We start from the raw sequence: 17433 nt of genomic DNA, 5'->3' as shown, positions 1-17433 counted from the left end.
GAGTTAGACAAATGAGCGTACATATTGGGGCAAAGGCAAACGAAATTGCCGAAACCATTTTGCTGCCGGGGGATCCTCTGCGCGCTAAATACATTGCGGAAACATTTCTGGAAGGCGCTGAGTGTTACAACAACGTCCGCGGCATGCTGGGTTTCACCGGTACCTATAAAGGAAAACGTGTCTCCGTTCAAGGAACGGGGATGGGGGTTCCATCCATTTCCATCTACATTCATGAACTCATGGAGAGTTACGGCGTGCAGAACCTGATTCGCGTTGGCACCTGCGGGGCCATTCAAGAGGATATCAAAGTGCGCGACGTCATTATCGCCATGAGTGCCTCGACCGATTCGGCCGCAAACCGTATCCGTTTTAACGGCATCGATTATGCGCCGACCGCAAGCTTCGAATTGCTGCACAAAGCCTACCAGACAGCCATGGAACGCAACCTGTCCGTGAAAGTAGGCAATGTGTTTACCAGTGACACTTTCTATCACGACAGCATGGATCCCTATAAACTGTGGGCGAAGTATCAGGTGCTCGCCGTCGAGATGGAAACTTCCGCACTGTATACGCTTGCTGCGAAATTCAAACGCAATGCGCTCTCGATCCTGACAGTCAGCGACCACATCCTGACTGGTGAGGCCACCAGTTCCGAAGAACGTCAAACCACTTTCAACGAGATGATCGAAGTGGCGCTGGAAGCCGCTCTGCATAAATAAGCAATGAAAATACCCGCAAATCTCCCGACCAGATTTGCGGGTTTCTTTTTCCGAGCTTTGCCCAGGTTGACGTATTTGCCTTTCCATATAGGGGAAAGGCGTTTTTCTTTTGAGTCCGATAATATATATTATGTAAACTGATAAAAATCGGAAAGCAAAAGCCAGCCGATGATGAGACCGATGTCTGGTGTCTGTTGACGTAAACACGACAACATTCTTGACAAAAACATTACAACTTTGCTTTAATGCCGTGTATGATATTGGATGACAACTTAAAAACATTCATTCTTTTTGTTTATCCAGGTTGTTATCGTTATTATTGACGTTAAATATTTGAAAAGAAAAGTTCAGCGATAAATGATTGGTGCTCATCTTCCGCAATAGCATATAGAAGAGATCCAAAAGCCCTCATGTGTGAAAGTTAGGTATATACTCCGCGTTCAATCAAAATGAATTCAGTTCATGAAATGTCAATTTCATGAACTGTTTTTTGATACACCATAAAATTGCTTTGGTTGCTGGGTTCGTTCTCTAACTGAAGCAAACATTCGTTTGATTCTCAGGTTTTTTATCTCCCCGTTCCTTTCTCTTAATCGGGTTCCTCCCTTCTCTCCCTATTACACTCTCCTCTAACCATTCATCTTAGAAAGCTCCTTGCTTGGATCCGCTCCCTTGCCGGCACTGGGATCCTCAAACATCATACCAAGGAGTCTTTTTATTGCTCAAATAGAGAAAATCTCCTGATAAGGCCATTCCCCGTCCCCGTCATCCGGTAAGCCTCTTGTAATCATGGAGAGAGGAATGTCACTTTGTCTGGAATGATCAACGATTTGCTTATAGCTCTGTACCTTATCGATCTTCCTGCAACCAGCTTTTCGGGCAAAACCTTTTCATGTCAAAATGGTATAATGAGAGAGCATTTCACGGATTAGAGAGGAGCAACATACTCATGGAAGAGGTCATCATTGTGGGGGCAGGGCCATGTGGATTAGCGGCTGCCATCGAACTAAAGAAAGTGGGAATCAATCCGCTGCTGATCGAAAAGGGGGCACTGGTTAACTCCATCTATCGCTACCCTACCTACATGGTTTTCCACAGTACGCCAGAACTGCTGGAGATCGGAGGGATTCCCTTTACCACTGCCAATGAAAAGCCAACCCGTCAGGAGGCGCTTGCCTACTATCGTTTGGTCGCCCAACGCCATCAATTGCGTATCAACAGTTATGAAGAAGTCGTTGAGATCCGACAGCACGGGCCCCATTTTCAAGTTAGGTCAAAGAATCGGTTTGGGAAGGAACAGAACTATGAAACTGTCCGTGTCATCATCGCAACGGGATATTTTGATCATCCCAACCGCCTGCATATCCCTGGCGAAGAGATGCCGAAAGTCTATTCTTTTTACAAGGAAGCTCATCCGTTCACTGGTCAGAGAGTGGCGATCGTCGGCGGCAACAATTCCGCTGTGGATGCCGCGCTCGACCTGGAGCGAGCCGGCGCGGAGGTGACGGTCATCAGCCGCGGTCCCCAGCTCTCGCCCCATGTGAAGGCATGGACTCGCCCCGTTTTTGAAAGCATGGTAACAAAGGGCCGCATCCGCATGCTGTATTCATCCCGCCTGCTCCGTATCGACGAGCACCATATCCTGGTCGACGTGGATGGAGAAATGCAAACCCTCGAGAATGACTTTGTGTTTACACTGATCGGTTATCGGCCGGATCGCACATTTTTTCATGCGCTTGGCGTGGTTGTCGATGAAGAAACAGGGATACCTTGCCATGATCCGGAAACCATGCAGACCAATGTTCCCGGCGTCTTTATCGCAGGGGTAACCGCCGCGGGTCACCATGCGAATGCGATCTTTATCGAGAACGGCCGTTTCCATGGGCGCTTGATTGCCGAGCATGTGGCGAAATCGCGGGCACATTAAAACCGATACCCTCTTTGTAGACAAGATTCATTATCCCCTTTAGATGTATGAGGAGTGCACCCGTTAGATAGACATTGGAAAAACCCTTTGGTTCATCCGTTGTTTTCCAAGGGGTGTATTTTTTCATGCCAGATTCTTATTTCCAGAATGTAGAACCTGCGTGAATGTTGAGGATAGTTACTCTGATGCAATCGTTGACGGCCCGTTTCTAACTTTTGGAATGGGGTACCGCCAACAAAGTGCGGATTTTGTACGCTAAGCCCTATTCGACCGAAAAAAAGCCGGTATCCTGTACGCTAAGGACACCGGCATCCACATTCTATGGATTATCTAGCCAATTTCTTTACTGAGTGTTAAAATAGCATTCTTTACTTTTTCAAAATCTTTTTGAAGAATCCATTCATGATTCAACGTCTTAGTAATGAACTGCGCATCTTGCATATCCTTTTTAAGCTTTTTTGTTAAATCCTCACTAATTGAATCACCGTGATTTCCAATCTCCATAATGTAATGTCTCGTGTTAATCACCATCATATTGATTCGATCACGCAAAAAAGTTGAGTCAATTCCTTCGGATTGGAAAATTGGACCTAAAAATTCTATTCCCTCTCTGGCATCTGTTGCTTTAGAAAGAGCTACAAGAGCGTATTCAAGCTTCTTATCTTTTTCTTTCTCGGCTAATGCAACTTGCAAATCAGAGGAATATTCATGAAGCTGAACATAATTATTGGATCCGGAGTTGATCAGTGTCGAAAGTAACTCAGACGAATTTGCTCTAACTGAAACCCACGCAACACTAAATATTACAATAGCAATGATAGCTACCCAGAAAATAGAACTTTTTTTCATTTGCATTCACCCTAACCGCCGTAGGTATTGTGCGGAACGCTAAATGTACCCGTCCACCATGCGTATGGTAATCCTGAACTTTGAAGGGTCATGACATATTTAATATTGGCGATGGGCTCAACTGTATGCGCAGATTTATAAACCCAAAACTTATCTTCGTATTCAAACTTAAAAACAACACCGGTATTAGCAGTGTACTTGTACGCATCGTAACCCATGACTGTGCTAGGTAAATCTGTAGGAGTAGAATTATTCAACCAAATACTTCTGCTTCCAAACCATACTGAGTTATAAGCTTCTTGCCCGTAGTCGCCATTTGCATTTTTAGAACTATAGTCTCCTATATTTTCGACGAGAGTTATTGCGAATTGTGTTAAAATCTGGCCAGTAGGTGTAAGATTTATTAACTCTATCGCTGCCTTCGCAAGATTCCACAACCAACTACCATCACTTAGAGGATATATGTTTTTAATTACACCATTTGCATCCCATAGTTTATATTTTCCATAAATGGCCTCAGGATAAACAGTATTAGTCATAGCATTTAGTTCTCTTTGAACTCCAACAGTATCAGTAAAAATACGAATCCATTCATCTCCTAAAGCAGCCTCGTTCCAGAAAGGGCTCCTTGCGTGAGCAGTTAAAACTCCCACTCGTTCTCCTTTAGTCGGACCAGCCTTAACTGCATAAAATTGTTTACCCCCAGCATAGGTGTCTTTATACACGGAATCTGTAATTCCATCGTTGTTTAAGTCGTTATCAATGATGTGGGTAGCAAAAGCAGAACTTGTTAAGGAAGTAAATGAGAATACACAAACACTGGCTAATAACAATAATATTTTCCGCATCCTTTTTTCTCCTTACTATTCTTAGTTGCCAAATTTTTTCTGCATGTATTCATCAACTTCAGCGAATTTCTTACCAAAAGCCAATGCAGTAGCTTCATCGCTTATATTATCTGCGCCTACTGTAATTAATGTTTTCTCTTCATCTGGAATCGTGAGAATAGTGAACACTGCGGGTACCTCGCCTTTATTTGTGTGCAGGGTACCAGTAGCGCTTCCAGTATAGAATGAATTGCCATTTTGATTTACTGTCATAGATACTCGATCCTTGATTTTAAAAGGGAATACATTACCGTTTATATGAATCGATCCTTGACCTTCAACTTTAAAAGGTAAGTTCTCATCATCAAAGCCTTTTTCTCTTTCAAACTTAATGCTACCAACGATTTTATCTGTTGATTTAGGATCAGCACTAAAATGACGAACATTTTGGTTATGAAATTGTGTATCAGCAGCTGTTTGCAAATATGCCAAATTAATGTCCACAGTTTTTGAATCGGATGGAGTTGCTCCCATCAAAACTACAGAAAATATGCCCATAACTACCGCTATTAGGATAACTGAATAAAGATGACGCTTATTTTTCACCCAAAATACTCCCTTTCTGATTTATTATTTGTATGTTACTGATTAAAAGATTCAGATGCAACGAACAAAAATTACCGTTTCATTTTAGAAATGCTACCACCAACCAAGTGTGGATTTTGTACGCTAACGAACTTTTTGTTACGAAAAAAGCCGGTTTTTCCTACGCTAAGGAATCACCGGCTTTTATTTTGTTAAGGGATCAACTTCCCTTTCTTCTGAGTTATCTTCAATTTGATAGTCGCAGCCGTTTGCGTAATACCAGTATCGATAACAGGCTTCTTGCTCATAACCAGCAGATAAAGAACCACTACAAAAAATACAGTTTTTCTGGCCCATATGTTTATTTATATATGCCACCGCGCGAATCGATTGCGCGTATGTATACGATCAATTCATTGTGATCAACTTCAAAAAGGATACGGTACGTACCAACTCTGAGCCGATAAAGGCCAGTGTAGCCTTTCATTGGCTTAATGTCTCCGATAGGTGGGACTTCAAGAAGCCCACGCAATCCGAGCACGATGCGTTCCTGAACGGCTTTTTCTTGCTTGCCCAAAAATTTAACCGCATCCTTATGGTAGATCAACTTGTAACCCGAATTCACGCTTGGCGTCCTCCCCCGTAACGTAACCGGCATCACTTTTCATTTGACGAAGTTCTTCTTCTGTGAGAGGTTCTGCGTCCGGTTCCATCTTCTCAATTTCCTGCCAGTCTGGCCGAGTATGACGCGTGAATAAAAACTGCAAATAATCAAAGGCTGATTGTCTGGCATCTTCTGGAAGGAGTTCAAACAATTTGATCACATCATCTTTGCTAACCGCCATGTGAACGATCTCCTTTCTGAATGTCCGCTAATTAGTATTAGTGGACATGATTAATATTTAAAGCCAACCGTTGATGTCCGCTAATGTTTACGTTAAGATAAGATTATCATGTCCGCTAATGTAAGTCAAGAATTGGGGGTTCTCAAGATGACAGGAAACGGGATTTCCGAACAAGGAGAAAAAGTCATTGGCGACTTTATACATATACTCGAAACTGAGGAAGATTTGAAACCAAAAACAGTTAAAGAGTATGGTGGGGACCTGAAGCACTTCATCGGATGGTTTGAAAGCGAACAAGTATCTGAAGAAATTATCCCATTTCGTATCGAAGATGTAGCAACACCTACCATCACTAGATATCGTGATGTGATGCAAAAGGAAATGAAGCTAAAACCAGCCACGATTAACCGTAGGTTAATTACGTTAAAACGATTTTTTGAGTGGGCTTCAGCTCAAGGCTTAATTCGCCGCGATCCGTCAAAACCGGTCAAGTTGGTACCAGAAGAAAAGGCAAGCCCACGGCAGATGACCGAAAGAGAGGAAACAGCTCTCATTGCTGCTGTGGAGCATAGTGGATCAATTCGAGATCAAACGATTATTACTTTGATGCTCCATACGGGACTACGAACCATGGAGATCTGTGATCTTGCTCCTGGTGATGTGATCATTGGAAAACGAAGTGGTCAGGTTACGGTTCGATCAGGAAAAAGGAACAAGCAACGAGAAGTACCGCTGAATGCAACCTGCCGGTCCATCTTGGAAAAGTATTTGGCGGACTTATCTCCTGATAGTCCGTATCTATTCCCTTCAGAAAAAACAGGTGATCGTTTAACTGAACGTGCTTTACGACATCTCATTCAAAAATACATGAAATTAGCTCGCTTAGAAGGATTGAGTGCTCACGATTTGCGCCATCGATTCGGCTATGTCATGGCCGACAACACACCATTACATAGGTTAGCGCAAATTATGGGGCACGACAGCTTAGATACAACGATGATTTACGTCAAAGCAACACGCGCTGATTTACAATCCGAAGTAGAAAAAATAGCTTGGCAATAATCTGAAAGGATGAGCAGTTTATGCCGGTTAGAGGAAGAGAATTACTAACACCAGACGAAAGAAATGAACTCATGAGGATTCGTCCAGACATGAGTGAATGGGAACTTGCTACCTACTATACCTTTTCAAAACACGACATTGAAATCATTAACAGGCACCGGAGAAATCATAATCGCTTGGGCTTCGCTGTACAGTTATGTACTCTTCGGTATCCTGGTTGGTCATTGTCCGATGTGAAAGATATTCCTGAGACTGTCTTGCGTTACATAGCCAAGCAAATTGATGTTGATCCGGAAGTCTACCCTTTATATGCCCAACGGGACCCAACCAGGCGCGAACATCTGGAAGAGATCCGTCAGGAATATGGGTATCGTAATTTCTCTTCGCGTGAATACCGTAGCTCATCCCAATTTTTATTACATCATGCGATGGAGAACGGAAATCCAACTCATCTGATTCGTACCGTCCTAGACGAACTACGAAAAAGGAAAATTATTCTCCCTGCCATGACGACAATTGAAAGACTCGTCTGGGAAACCCGTCATCGAGCAGAAGAAAGAATTTTTAAACGGCTGACATCTTCCCTCTCTACATGGCAAAAACAGAGATTAGACAAGCTGATCGATCCATTTGTAGAAAACGGAAAAACACGTCTAGCTTGGCTTCGGGAAGTACCTGGCCAATCCTCGCCAGAGGCATTCTTAAAAGTGATTGAGCGTCTGGAGTATATTCGAGGAATTGAATTATCGATAAACACGGGCGAGATCCACCCTAACCGATTCATACAATTGGCGCGCTTAGGGGCAAGATACGAACCCCATTCATTCCGGAGATTTAACGAGACAAAAAGATACGCCATTTTAGTCGCCTACCTACTAAATATCAGTCAAGATTTAATCGATCAAGCGATTGAAATCCACGACCGGCAGATTATGATATTGCAATCAAAGGGACGTAAAGCACAAGAAGAAATACAGAAACAGAATGGAAAGTCCGTCAATGAAAAGGTCATACATTATGCGGATTTAGGTGCAGCTCTAATCCGAGCTAGAAACGAGGGGCTTGATCCATTTGCAACCTTAGAGGCGGTTATGCCATGGGAAAAGATAGTCGCTTCGGTAGAAGAAGCAAAGAAATTGGCGCGGCCAATGGATTATGACTATTTGGATTTATTGGAGAATCGATTCTTTTATCTCCGAAAATATACACCCACTCTGCTACGAGCATTAGAATTTCGTTCTACTCAGTCAACCGAACCATTATTACGTGCATTAGATACCATTCGTGAAATGAATGATTCTGGGAAACGAAAGGTTCCCGATGGAGCACCATTAGACTTTATCCTGAATCGTTGGCAAAAGCATGTGTATGACGAGGATGAATTAATCAATCGACACTATTATGAGATGGCTGCTCTAACAGAGCTGCGTAATCATATTCGTTCTGGAGATATTTCCGTTGTGGGAAGTAAGCAGCATAAGGATTTTGATGAATACCTGGTATCTAAACAAGAATGGGTTGATGCCCGTACCTCCGGTACCAGACTTGCTGTTAGCTTATCATCAGAAGAATATCTTCAGGAGAGATACGAAGCGTTATCTAAACGTCTACAATGGGTATCTGATCATTTACATGAGCTGGAAGGGATAAGCATTGATAAAGAAAAACTTCGTGTTGATCGATTGGAGAAAGATGTACCAGATGAAGCCCGATCGTTCAGTCTATCTCTTTATGACATGCTGCCCCGTGTCAAATTAACTGATTTGCTTATGGATGTGGCCAACTGGACTGGGTTTGATGAATTGTTTGTTCATGCTTCTACTGGTCGTCCACCTAAAGCTGAAGAAAGACCCATTGTTATGGCCACTCTCATGGCAATGGGAACGAACATAGGGCTGACAAAAATGGCTGAGGCTACTCCAGGTATTTCGTATCATCAAATGGCAAACGTAGCTCAATGGAGAATGTATGAAGATGCCATGAATCGGGCACAGGCCACTTTGGTAAACTTTCATCATAAGTTGGCGTTAGCTTCTTATTGGGGAGATGGCAGTACATCCTCATCAGATGGTATGCGTGTTCAAGTAGGCGTTTCTGCCCTACATGCTGACGCAAACCCTCATTACGGCTCAGGAAAAGGAACAACGATTTATCGATTCGTCAGCGATCAATTTTCATCGTTCTATACGAAAGTCATCAATACGAACGCTCGTGACGCAGTGCATGTCATCGATGGCCTTTTGCATCATGAATCTGAGCTGTCTATTGAAGAACATTATACGGATACGGCTGGCTACACTGATCAAGTCTTTGGTTTAAGTCATTTGCTCGGATTCCGGTTTGCTCCACGGCTTCGGGATTTGTCAGATTCCAGGTTATATTCGTTTGATAAGGTAGGCGAGTTCCCAAAGATAGAAAACCTACTCCGCGGTCGTATCAATACAAAGATCATTCAGGAGAATTAGAAGCAAAAAGGATCGCTTCAGGAAAATCTATTAAGCCACATTTCGCCTTTAGGATGGGAACATATCAACTTTCTTGGCGAGTACACATTTGATCAAAAGCGAAATGCCAGCCTTAACGCATTGTTACCACTTATTCAAGGAAAAATCGAAGCCGGTAATCCTTAGCGTACAGGATTTCCGGCGTTTTTTCCGTCAATCAGGGCTTAGCGTACAAAATCCGCACTTTGTTGGTGGTACCCCTGGAATGTGTAAATGGAAAAAATATCCCTTCTTTTTGCAGTTTCTCCAGCTTGGAATAAGAATTGCTGTGTTTATGGTCAAGAGGTGAACATTGCATGGAGAATTTGGTGATCTGCCGCTGCGAGGACGTTTCTCTCGGCACCATTTGATCTTTGTCGCCGCCATATCCAGCGCAGCTTCCCTGCTCCACTCCGCCGCCGTGATCATCGTCAACGACCTGTACCGTCCCTTCAAGCCTGAGAAAAGCGATGCGGAAGTGGTCAAACTGGCGCGCTGGTTTGTGCTCGTCGTGGGGATATTTGCCGTGACCGCCGCACTCTGGGCAAAATCGATCATCGGGCTCTTCTCGATGGCCTACACAATGGCCGGGGGCGGCGTCGTCCCTGTCCTGCTCGTCGGTCTGTTATGGAAGCGAAGACGAACCGAGGCATTCACCATGGGTGAGCAAAACAGCCGCTTGTCTCCCTGGGGAGCGAGAGTCGGTCTTGTTTCCGGCGCCATTGGTTCGCTCACCCTGGGCATCCTTTGGGGCGTAACTATTTCCGCCGCCTTGACGATCTTGTTCTCCCTCTTGCTGCCGTCCGCCCGACAAATGATCGGTGAATCGGAGGCATTCAAAGGCGAGGCTTGATTTTCTGCTTGGGAATATAGGAAACAGACCGTTCCTCCTGGATGAGGAACGGTCTGATTTTTTGCACGATGGAAATTTTTTAGAAATCAAAGTTGTCCGGGTCAGCCCCAAAGCGCTTGTTCTGATTCATTCCGCTGATTTTTTCCATATCCTCCGCGCTCAGTTCAAAGTCAAAAATATTTGCGTTTTCCTTGATTCGATGTTCGTTCACCGACTTCGGTATGGTCACCACTTCGTTTTGCAGATCCCAGCGCAGAACAATTTGCGCCGGAGTTTTTTGATATTTTTCGCCCAGTTCTTTCAAAATCGGATGATCAAGGCTGCCTTTCATCAATGGTCTCCACGCTTCCAGCTGAATCTCCTGGCTGCGACAGTATTGGCGCAGTTCCTGCTGTGTCAGCAAAGGATGGTATTCCACCTGGTTCACCATCGGTTTCACTTGGCAGTCGGCGATCAAATCTTCCAGGTGATGGACGTGAAAGTTGCTCACACCGATCGCCCGGACAAACCCTTCCTGATACAACTTTTCGAGAGCTTTCCATGTTTCCTTGTATTTCCCTTTCACCGGCCAGTGAACGAGATAGAGATCGATGTAATCAAAGCCGAGCTTCTTCCGGCTGACTTCAAAAGCCCGCAGGGTAGACTCATAACCTTGATCCGTATTCCATACTTTCGTGGTGACGAAAATTTCTTCGCGCGGCACGCCCGATTCGCGTACGGCCTTGCCAACGCCCGTTTCATTTTCATAAAGCGTTGCTGTATCGATGCTGCGATAACCGGCCGCAATCGCCGTTCTTACTGCTCGCTCTACCTCTTCCCCTTCGCTTGCTTTATACACCCCAAGTCCCAGCCAGGGCATTTTTACATGGTTGTAAAGCACGGCGGCATCTGTGATATGTTTTGCCACTTTCGGACCCTCCTGTCGTGAATAAACGATTGCAAGTAGCTATTGGCATTTTTATCATACCATAGAAGGAGAGATTGTCCCGCTGCATCCGTTATCCGTCATTTTTAACCCAACTTGCCAATTATTTTTCCACTTCAAAAGAGCCTGCCAATTTTGTATCGCCATCTTCGTTGATCGCGGTAAGTTCTCCTAACAAGAATGTTTTATTTTCCTTTTTGATTTCTTCCATAATTTTGCCCTCAATTCTGATTTTTTCACCGGGATAGGTCATGGCTGAAAACCTTACTTGAAAGCGCTTCAATTTTTTGCGATCAAACCACCTGGCTAATGATTGGCCTGCATATCCCATGATCAACATCCCATGTGCAATTACCCCGCCCAAGCCTGCTTTTTGTGCAATCGGATCAACAGTATGAATAGGATTGAAGTCGCCTGAAGCTCCCGCATATTTGACTAATTGTGTATGGGGGATAACAGGTTTTTCCAATGTTTCCAATTCACTCACGGTCATTACACGTTGACCTCCTTACAAGGGGCAGAACTAGCGTAACTGACACCAGGTGCAAACTCATGGATGAAAATGGTAAATTTTCGGTGATAAGGCCTATAAGTTCAGTTAAGCAATGAACGTGTTTGTCAGGATGATTTTCATTGGTAATTATGGTGGGTTATGTGAACGTGTCGTTACAAGATCAGCTCCATCAATCCAGTGCGTTTAAAAAATTCTGATAATAGCAATAATTTCTGGGAAAAATAAACACCTAAACATATGATCTTATATCACATGTTTAGGTCTGTATAAGTTAGATTTCTTTTCCATGGAAGCTATCGTTTATTGTCTATTTTTTCCTCTAAATCTTTTATTTTTTCCTCTAGTTTTTTAACTTCTTGTCGTTGTTTTCCTGAAATGATTTTTACAAAAACCATCACAAAAATTATAAGCCCTACGTAAAACATGATACTTAATAGCGTTACCTCTACCACAATACAGCACCTCCTGTAAAAAAGCTCCCCCAGATTTTTTAAGGGGAGCTCATAAAATTATACTATTTTACTTCATTAATCAAGAGACCCTGATCTAACCGGTGATTGGTTTTGTCAATGTAAGCATTCGGTAATATTCAAGATTTTTACTGTCCTTTTCCACTTTTACAGGCTTAAAGTGTATAAATGTTACTAACTCAGATGTCTTTTCGTTTTCTAAAGTAATGCCAGTTGTTTCATCGGTACATCTTTTTACATTCTTTTTATTCAAAGGCTTAGTTGACAATTTTAAGTCTTCAATGGATACCCCGTATTCATTTAGAGTTTCAATTTGTTTTTCAAACAGCAAGGCACCAACGGTTTTGCTATTCTTAACATCCATGCTTGTTTTCGATTTGTTCATTTCCAAGTCAGATGCATCTTCAATCATTTGCAAAAGTTGGTCAATTGTATAATCAGAGGTATCCATCTCAGCTAATGCTTGGGCTGTCCCTACTTCAGCGCAATTATAAACTTGAGAAAATGGTTTCCAAGTTGATGTGCCATTTTTAAAAGAAAAATACGACTCTGATTTTCTGAAATCCGCAACTTCCTTTGATAGCAGACTGAAAAATTAAAAAAGTAATTCTTTAATGATAGCTATAACCATAAACAGGCCGATTAAAAACGTAATGAAAGAAATAATTGCATTATTAGTATTTACTAGAAGCGTATCGAGTAATACCTCGGGCCACTTAAGATACCACGATTTTAATGTCTTGTTACTCTTATGTTCGTGATATGTCTTTATATGGTCCCGCACTTCTTTTATATTCATATACAAGTATACAGCATTTATTATAATTAAGAATAACCCAGTGAAAAGGGCTATCATTTGTTTCGTCATCCAACTTCAAGCCTTTCAAATATTTTTGATTTGGAAGTAGGACTGATATTTTCTCAGCCCTACTTCCTCTAATTAATTTACCAAAACCTTACTGTTTTCTCATCTAACACATAATACAATCCAGTTCTAGTAATATTGATATTTTTGTCTCTTATCTTACTATAAAGGTAATTAACTACTTCTTCATGAAGTCTCGCATCCCATCTACTAACTCGCTGTAACCTTTTAAGGCCGGCTAACTCCGTATCAATTAATCTCCTAAATGCATTGTATAGGGAACCAACGTAATACGAGCCTACGAACTTAATAAGACCACCAGGTGTGATTCTCCAATAAATCCTTCCGAGATAGAGTCCGACACGAACAGCTAATTTTGTACCAAAACCAACATCATTTAAATACCAAAAATTACCATATGCATCCAGCCCCATATCCCCCCACGGCGTCCACATATGACCGGAAGCGTCAATTCTCATGACTGGATTATTAGCAGTGTATACATACTGATTTAATGATGATGGATCTTCTTCAAACCCATGGAACGTATCCCGTGTAATAAATCTACTCACACTTGGATCGTAGTAGCGAGCCATTAGATAGTACAGGCCAGTTACCTGATCATATCGATACCCAGCATAACGATACGGGTTCTCGTTTTTCATCGTTCCTGAAGAAGAAAGAATGTTACCCCACGCATCGTACTAGTACTCAGCCACAACATTGCCATTTACGTCTGTAAGCTTCGTTACATCACCATGCCCATTTACGTGGTAATAATAGGTTGCACCATTTTTTATCATGCTAACCGGGTTACCTTGGGTATCCCAAGTGTACTCGGCTACGATGTTGTTGTTCGCATCGGTCTCGTAGATGACCTTATCTCCACTGTAGTGGAAGTAAATCGTGCCATTGGCAGTTGTCATGCTCGTGCGTTTTCCTTCGTGGTCATAGGTGAAGGTCGCCAAAGTTCCAGTCGAATCCTTTACTTCAACCAGACGGTTTTCTGCATTGTAGATAAAGGTCTTGGCACCGTTGCTTGTCAGGTTCCCGTTCGCATCATACGTGTACGCTTGTCCGTTGACAGCTGTCAGCTGATTCGCAGCGTCATACGTGTAGGTGGTGGTAATTGAGTTGCCACCTTGCGTTACGGTTTTCTTCGTACGGTTACCTACAGCATCGTATTCGTAGGAAATGAAGGCCAGGGGAGGATTAGTGACCAGATCTTATCAATCTCGGTGTTCTGACAGGAACCTCAGAATAGTCAAATTATATTCTTATACAAGGTTAAAATAGAGATTGACACCATGATAAACCCGATCAGCCATAATAGTATAGCCCAAGAGCGTAAACCCGCAAAAATGATTGGTAACTCGAAAGCAATAATATCCCCTATTAAATTAAGCAAAGCCTCCCAAAACGAATCTCTCGGATCTCCCTTCTTCCACAAGTAAATCCCAATTGAAAATAATAAAATTCCAACAACGAAAAGAATGATCCCTGTAACCAAAATGAATCACACCTTACCCTAGAATGAAAAATTAGAAGACACATGTAATCTACCTTGGAAATCGTTGATAATATCTTCAAAAAAACCGGGAGTATAAATTCTCCCGGCTATTTCTAATGTTAACCTTTTTAATTAAAAGTAATTTATAGCTCTTTCAACATAATTCTTTAATTGATTATACATGGATTGTGCTGCACTAATAGGATTTACACCTTGAGAAGCATTATTAATAAAGAAGGATTTAAGTGACCAAGTGGCCGAAGCTATAAATTTTTGGTACCAACTCCAACCAAAAGTTTTTGTTATGGTACTGATCTGTATACCCATTCCGCTTGTAAACGCACCTATCGCAAATACTCCTACAATGTGGGCCCATTCAGTAGTTGTAATACCTCGGACACTATACCTATGGGCAACATAATATTTTTTAAATACTGGGTAAGCGTTCCATACTCCCGAACCGATTATTTTTATGGCTGTCCAAGCAAGTTGTACCCAATGCCCACTAGGATCTATATATTTTACAGGATTATTATGGGCATATGAATATTGGTTTAAACTGTTGGGCTCATCTTCAAACCCATGGAACGTGTCTCTAGTGATGAATCTACCGACACTCGCATCGTAATATCTCGCATTTAGGTAATACAGGCCAGTTACCTCTTCGTAACGATAACCCGCATACCGATAAGGGTTCGCAGAGGCCATGGTACCCGACTCAGAGAGAATGTTACCCCACGCATCGTACTGGTACTCAGCCACAACATTGCCATTAGCGTCAGTAAGCGTCGTGACATCACCGTGTCCATTTACATGGTAATAATAGGTTGCACCATTTTTCGTCATGCTAACCGGATTACCTTGAGCATCCCAGATGTACTCGGCTACGATGTTGTTATTGGAATCTGTCTCGTAGATCTGGGGTGATTATTATTCGCGGAAATGTCTTTTTCCTAACTCGATCAGAGGAAAGTTTATTAAATCAATTGGGAACGTTTATAAGTGGTGCTGATCAGCTGTTGAAAGATTGTACTTATGAATTACCCGGGCCAATTGATGAAGTTACTATGACTGTAATTCTGCTGTACCGGAAGCTTTTGGAGAGAATAGATGCTGTTTTTTCAAATATAGAACACGCTACTGAAAATGCAGCCCTTTCTATTACAAGAGATGCGTTTGAAAATTATCTTTATCTCTTGTATATCCATGAGTGTGATACTAAAAATAGAGCTCTAGCTTATTACATTCAGACAAGATTAATTGAACAAAAAACATTATTAAATAAATTCCACTCTAGATACAAGAATTCTTCAATGATTAAGGATACCTTACAAGCGAAGTATACTCACCAGGAAATTGATGACTTCTGCAAAAAATTAGACAATCGGTTGCAGAGCCCGGGTCTACTTCACCTTACAAAGGAACGAAAACGCGTAGAGAATTTATTGAGAAAAAAGGGCTTACCTCCATATGCAAATTGGTACAGTTTGTACAATGGCCCTCGAAATATTAAAGAACTTGCTGTACGTTTAAAGAAGCAAGTAGAGTACGATATTATCTATCATATACTTTCTATTGTGACGCATTCTCTAAACGCATTTAACGCTCTACGAATCCAAAATGATTTGGCATTCATACAAGAATTGAGAACGTACAATAATCCCAATTTTCCATTGGGTATGTCATTAGCTATGCTTGTTCAAGCCACTCAAACGTTTATAGAAAGTTTGTTCCCTCACAAAATTACAGAGTTTCAAAAGATCGCATTATCTGTACTTGAAGACGATACTTTTGTAATGTTGTATCAAAAAGTAATGAACGATGATAGTCTTGTGTAACTTGGTTCCAACCCCATGTAGGAAAACAACATTTCCTACATGGGGTTTGATTCCTAAAGTATTTTAAATACCCTGTGTTAAGATGTTTTGTCTAATGACAACAACTTGAGAATTTCTAGTACACATAAAAAATGACAACAACATGTGTGATAAAAAATACTGGCTTCCGGTATGGTTAAAGGCGATGACCTCGGCGCCGACGGACCGAAATACTCATCGCACGCTTTCCGCTTCGTGGATAGCTAGTTCAGCTGGTCCCTCACCCTATTCGCATTCTCGTACTGCCGCAACAATATGGTTCTCTCATATCCAAAACAAAATACCATAGACGAAAGAAGAAATCCCCTCTCAAAGATGTTGAACCGAGAGAACACTTGCTCCGGAATGGGCTGAATCGGCAACGCACCTTAGGGGGCAGACGGATAGCGGTTTATTGACCGGAAGCATTGACTGTGGCAGCTGCCTGTTGCGGTGCTTTCGTTTCATTAGTAAAAAGGGAATATGATTTAATAATTTCAACCAGCATTAAAATATACCACAAACAGGTACACCCCAACTCCTATAGTGAAATTGTCTTTATCCCGCGATATAGACCCATAGAGCGAAAGCACCAATGGCAATTGGAATAAATGCCGTTATCAGCAGAATCACTTTCGTTATGATATATGATTTTTCTGCTATTTTTGTAAACAATGCGAATTCCCAATCCCAAATCCACTTCCATTTATCCTCACGAAACCATCTCCAGTTTTTAAGTTCCTTCTGATGTACCTGCTCCGTATATTTGAATACGACATAAAAGAAGAAGGCAACGCCTGAGATGAAGAACAACAATCCAACCGTGAGAGCATTCATGTGTACCGAATCCTTTCCCTAGCCATTTGGTTTTAACCCTTATTCAACTTCCCGTTAGCGTAATGACTTTCAGTTAGTCTAAAACATAATATAGCTTAAGTCTAAAAAATATATTTTCACAGTCTTAGACATTATTTTTAAGTAAGTCTAATTCGTTGTTTTCGGTGAACATATTTTATTATCCCGAATTTCGAAAGTACGTCAGATCAGCGAATTCTTACACGTGAAGTCTGACGTCTTTCATTTTCATACAAGCTACTGGAAGAGAAAATGACAGAAATGGAGATACGATCCCCCTCCCCATCT

Annotated in this window: 16 protein-coding genes and 4 pseudogenes; 7 read left to right on the top strand and 13 right to left on the bottom strand. The window is 42.0% G+C overall.

Annotated features, from left to right (window positions below):
- Positions 1-11 precede the first annotated feature (11 nt).
- On the top strand, positions 12-719 hold the full coding sequence (deoD, locus tag ACE99V_RS16255; protein ID WP_400492273.1) for a purine-nucleoside phosphorylase: 708 nt from the start codon (positions 12-14) through the stop codon (positions 717-719).
- A 725-nt stretch (positions 720-1444) separates the two neighbouring features.
- Here deoD and ACE99V_RS16250 read toward each other — a convergent pair.
- Positions 1445-1579: pseudogene (locus ACE99V_RS16250) on the bottom strand (alpha/beta fold hydrolase); the annotation flags it as partial.
- A gap of 89 nt (positions 1580-1668) precedes the next feature.
- Between ACE99V_RS16250 and ACE99V_RS16245 the strand changes: the two are divergent.
- Complete coding sequence (locus ACE99V_RS16245; protein WP_400492272.1) at positions 1669-2646, top strand: YpdA family putative bacillithiol disulfide reductase; 978 nt, start codon at positions 1669-1671, stop codon at positions 2644-2646.
- A 330-nt stretch (positions 2647-2976) separates the two neighbouring features.
- On the opposite strand, the gene ACE99V_RS16240 is transcribed toward ACE99V_RS16245, so the two are convergent.
- The 5 genes from ACE99V_RS16240 to ACE99V_RS16220 form a co-directional block, all read right to left on the bottom strand.
- Positions 2977-3495, bottom strand: coding sequence for a hypothetical protein (locus tag ACE99V_RS16240; RefSeq protein WP_400492271.1), 519 nt, complete (start codon positions 3493-3495; stop codon positions 2977-2979).
- An 11-nt stretch (positions 3496-3506) separates the two neighbouring features.
- Positions 3507-4343: a hypothetical protein gene (locus ACE99V_RS16235; RefSeq protein ID WP_208770936.1), complete on the bottom strand. Its 837-nt coding sequence runs from the start codon at positions 4341-4343 to the stop codon at positions 3507-3509.
- A gap of 21 nt (positions 4344-4364) precedes the next feature.
- Complete coding sequence (locus ACE99V_RS16230; RefSeq protein WP_400492270.1) at positions 4365-4928, bottom strand: hypothetical protein; 564 nt, start codon at positions 4926-4928, stop codon at positions 4365-4367.
- A 340-nt stretch (positions 4929-5268) separates the two neighbouring features.
- Complete coding sequence (locus ACE99V_RS16225; RefSeq protein WP_400492269.1) at positions 5269-5532, bottom strand: type II toxin-antitoxin system RelE family toxin; 264 nt, start codon at positions 5530-5532, stop codon at positions 5269-5271.
- On the bottom strand, positions 5501-5752 hold the full coding sequence (locus ACE99V_RS16220) for a hypothetical protein (protein WP_400492268.1): 252 nt from the start codon (positions 5750-5752) through the stop codon (positions 5501-5503). Before ACE99V_RS16220 ends, ACE99V_RS16225 begins: the two co-directional genes overlap by 32 nt.
- Positions 5753-5899: 147 nt before the next feature.
- Here ACE99V_RS16220 and ACE99V_RS16215 point away from each other — a divergent pair, with 147 nt between their 5' ends.
- From ACE99V_RS16215 to ACE99V_RS16200, 4 genes and pseudogenes are all read left to right on the top strand, one after another.
- Positions 5900-6814 (top strand): tyrosine-type recombinase/integrase, encoded by a 915-nt coding sequence (locus tag ACE99V_RS16215; protein ID WP_400492267.1) that lies wholly within the window; start codon positions 5900-5902, stop codon positions 6812-6814.
- Positions 6815-6834: 20 nt separating this feature from the next.
- A pseudogene (locus tag ACE99V_RS16210) lies at positions 6835-9276 on the top strand (Tn3 family transposase); the annotation flags it as partial.
- 24 nt (positions 9277-9300) lie between these two features.
- A pseudogene (locus tag ACE99V_RS16205) lies at positions 9301-9444 on the top strand (hypothetical protein); the annotation flags it as partial.
- Positions 9445-9610: 166 nt separating this feature from the next.
- Positions 9611-10150, top strand: a complete 540-nt coding sequence (locus ACE99V_RS16200; protein ID WP_400492266.1) for a sodium:solute symporter family transporter — start codon at positions 9611-9613, stop codon at positions 10148-10150.
- A gap of 79 nt (positions 10151-10229) precedes the next feature.
- Here ACE99V_RS16200 and ACE99V_RS16195 read toward each other — a convergent pair whose 3' ends face one another.
- The 6 genes and pseudogenes from ACE99V_RS16195 to ACE99V_RS16165 form a co-directional block, all read right to left on the bottom strand.
- A complete protein-coding gene (locus tag ACE99V_RS16195; RefSeq protein ID WP_400492299.1) occupies positions 10230-11009 on the bottom strand; it encodes an aldo/keto reductase in 780 nt (259 codons plus the stop codon).
- A 169-nt stretch (positions 11010-11178) separates the two neighbouring features.
- On the bottom strand, positions 11179-11568 hold the full coding sequence (locus tag ACE99V_RS16190; RefSeq protein WP_400492265.1) for a MaoC/PaaZ C-terminal domain-containing protein: 390 nt from the start codon (positions 11566-11568) through the stop codon (positions 11179-11181).
- A gap of 314 nt (positions 11569-11882) precedes the next feature.
- Positions 11883-12041: a hypothetical protein gene (locus ACE99V_RS16185; RefSeq protein WP_400492264.1), complete on the bottom strand. Its 159-nt coding sequence runs from the start codon at positions 12039-12041 to the stop codon at positions 11883-11885.
- A 94-nt stretch (positions 12042-12135) separates the two neighbouring features.
- The gene (locus tag ACE99V_RS16180) at positions 12136-12510 is read right to left on the bottom strand and encodes a hypothetical protein (RefSeq protein ID WP_400492263.1); all 375 of its coding nucleotides are present in this window, start codon (positions 12508-12510) and stop codon (positions 12136-12138) included.
- 494 nt (positions 12511-13004) lie between these two features.
- Positions 13005-14120 (bottom strand): annotated as a pseudogene (locus ACE99V_RS20495) (RHS repeat-associated core domain-containing protein).
- Between the two features lie 446 nt (positions 14121-14566).
- The gene (locus ACE99V_RS16165) at positions 14567-15280 is read right to left on the bottom strand and encodes an RHS repeat-associated core domain-containing protein (protein WP_400492262.1); all 714 of its coding nucleotides are present in this window, start codon (positions 15278-15280) and stop codon (positions 14567-14569) included.
- Positions 15281-15357: 77 nt separating this feature from the next.
- On the opposite strand from ACE99V_RS16165, the gene ACE99V_RS16160 reads away from it, so the two are divergent.
- Positions 15358-16272 carry a DUF5677 domain-containing protein gene (locus ACE99V_RS16160; protein WP_400492261.1) on the top strand — a complete coding sequence of 305 codons (915 nt, stop codon included), beginning with the start codon at positions 15358-15360 and terminating at the stop codon, positions 16270-16272.
- Between the two features lie 576 nt (positions 16273-16848).
- On the opposite strand, the gene ACE99V_RS16155 is transcribed toward ACE99V_RS16160, so the two are convergent.
- Positions 16849-17127 (bottom strand): hypothetical protein, encoded by a 279-nt coding sequence (locus ACE99V_RS16155; RefSeq protein WP_400492260.1) that lies wholly within the window; start codon positions 17125-17127, stop codon positions 16849-16851.
- Between the last annotated feature and the right edge of the window lie 306 nt (positions 17128-17433).

This window comes from Brevibacillus soli, assembly GCF_044759095.2.
In the GTDB taxonomy this organism is placed as follows: domain Bacteria; phylum Bacillota; class Bacilli; order Brevibacillales; family Brevibacillaceae; genus JBIYSM02.
Note: the sequence above shows the minus strand (reverse complement) of the source record. Positions and strands in the feature narration are given on the sequence as shown.

What these genes read in the sequence shown, in the direction of transcription:
- deoD (WP_400492273.1), top strand. Translation starts at nt 12, where the DNA reads ATGAGCGTACATATTGGGGCAAAGGCAAACGAAATTGCCGAAACCATT.
- ACE99V_RS16245 (WP_400492272.1), top strand. Translation starts at nt 1,669, where the DNA reads ATGGAAGAGGTCATCATTGTGGGGGCAGGGCCATGTGGATTAGCGGCT.
- ACE99V_RS16240 (WP_400492271.1), bottom strand. Translation starts at nt 3,495, where the DNA reads ATGAAAAAAAGTTCTATTTTCTGGGTAGCTATCATTGCTATTGTAATA.
- ACE99V_RS16235 (WP_208770936.1), bottom strand. Translation starts at nt 4,343, where the DNA reads ATGCGGAAAATATTATTGTTATTAGCCAGTGTTTGTGTATTCTCATTT.
- ACE99V_RS16220 (WP_400492268.1), bottom strand. Translation starts at nt 5,752, where the DNA reads ATGGCGGTTAGCAAAGATGATGTGATCAAATTGTTTGAACTCCTTCCA.
- ACE99V_RS16215 (WP_400492267.1), top strand. Translation starts at nt 5,900, where the DNA reads ATGACAGGAAACGGGATTTCCGAACAAGGAGAAAAAGTCATTGGCGAC.
- ACE99V_RS16195 (WP_400492299.1), bottom strand. Translation starts at nt 11,009, where the DNA reads ATGCCCTGGCTGGGACTTGGGGTGTATAAAGCAAGCGAAGGGGAAGAG.
- ACE99V_RS16190 (WP_400492265.1), bottom strand. Translation starts at nt 11,568, where the DNA reads ATGACCGTGAGTGAATTGGAAACATTGGAAAAACCTGTTATCCCCCAT.
- ACE99V_RS16180 (WP_400492263.1), bottom strand. Translation starts at nt 12,510, where the DNA reads ATGGATACCTCTGATTATACAATTGACCAACTTTTGCAAATGATTGAA.
- ACE99V_RS16165 (WP_400492262.1), bottom strand. Translation starts at nt 15,280, where the DNA reads ATGACGAAAAATGGTGCAACCTATTATTACCATGTAAATGGACACGGT.
- ACE99V_RS16155 (WP_400492260.1), bottom strand. Translation starts at nt 17,127, where the DNA reads ATGAATGCTCTCACGGTTGGATTGTTGTTCTTCATCTCAGGCGTTGCC.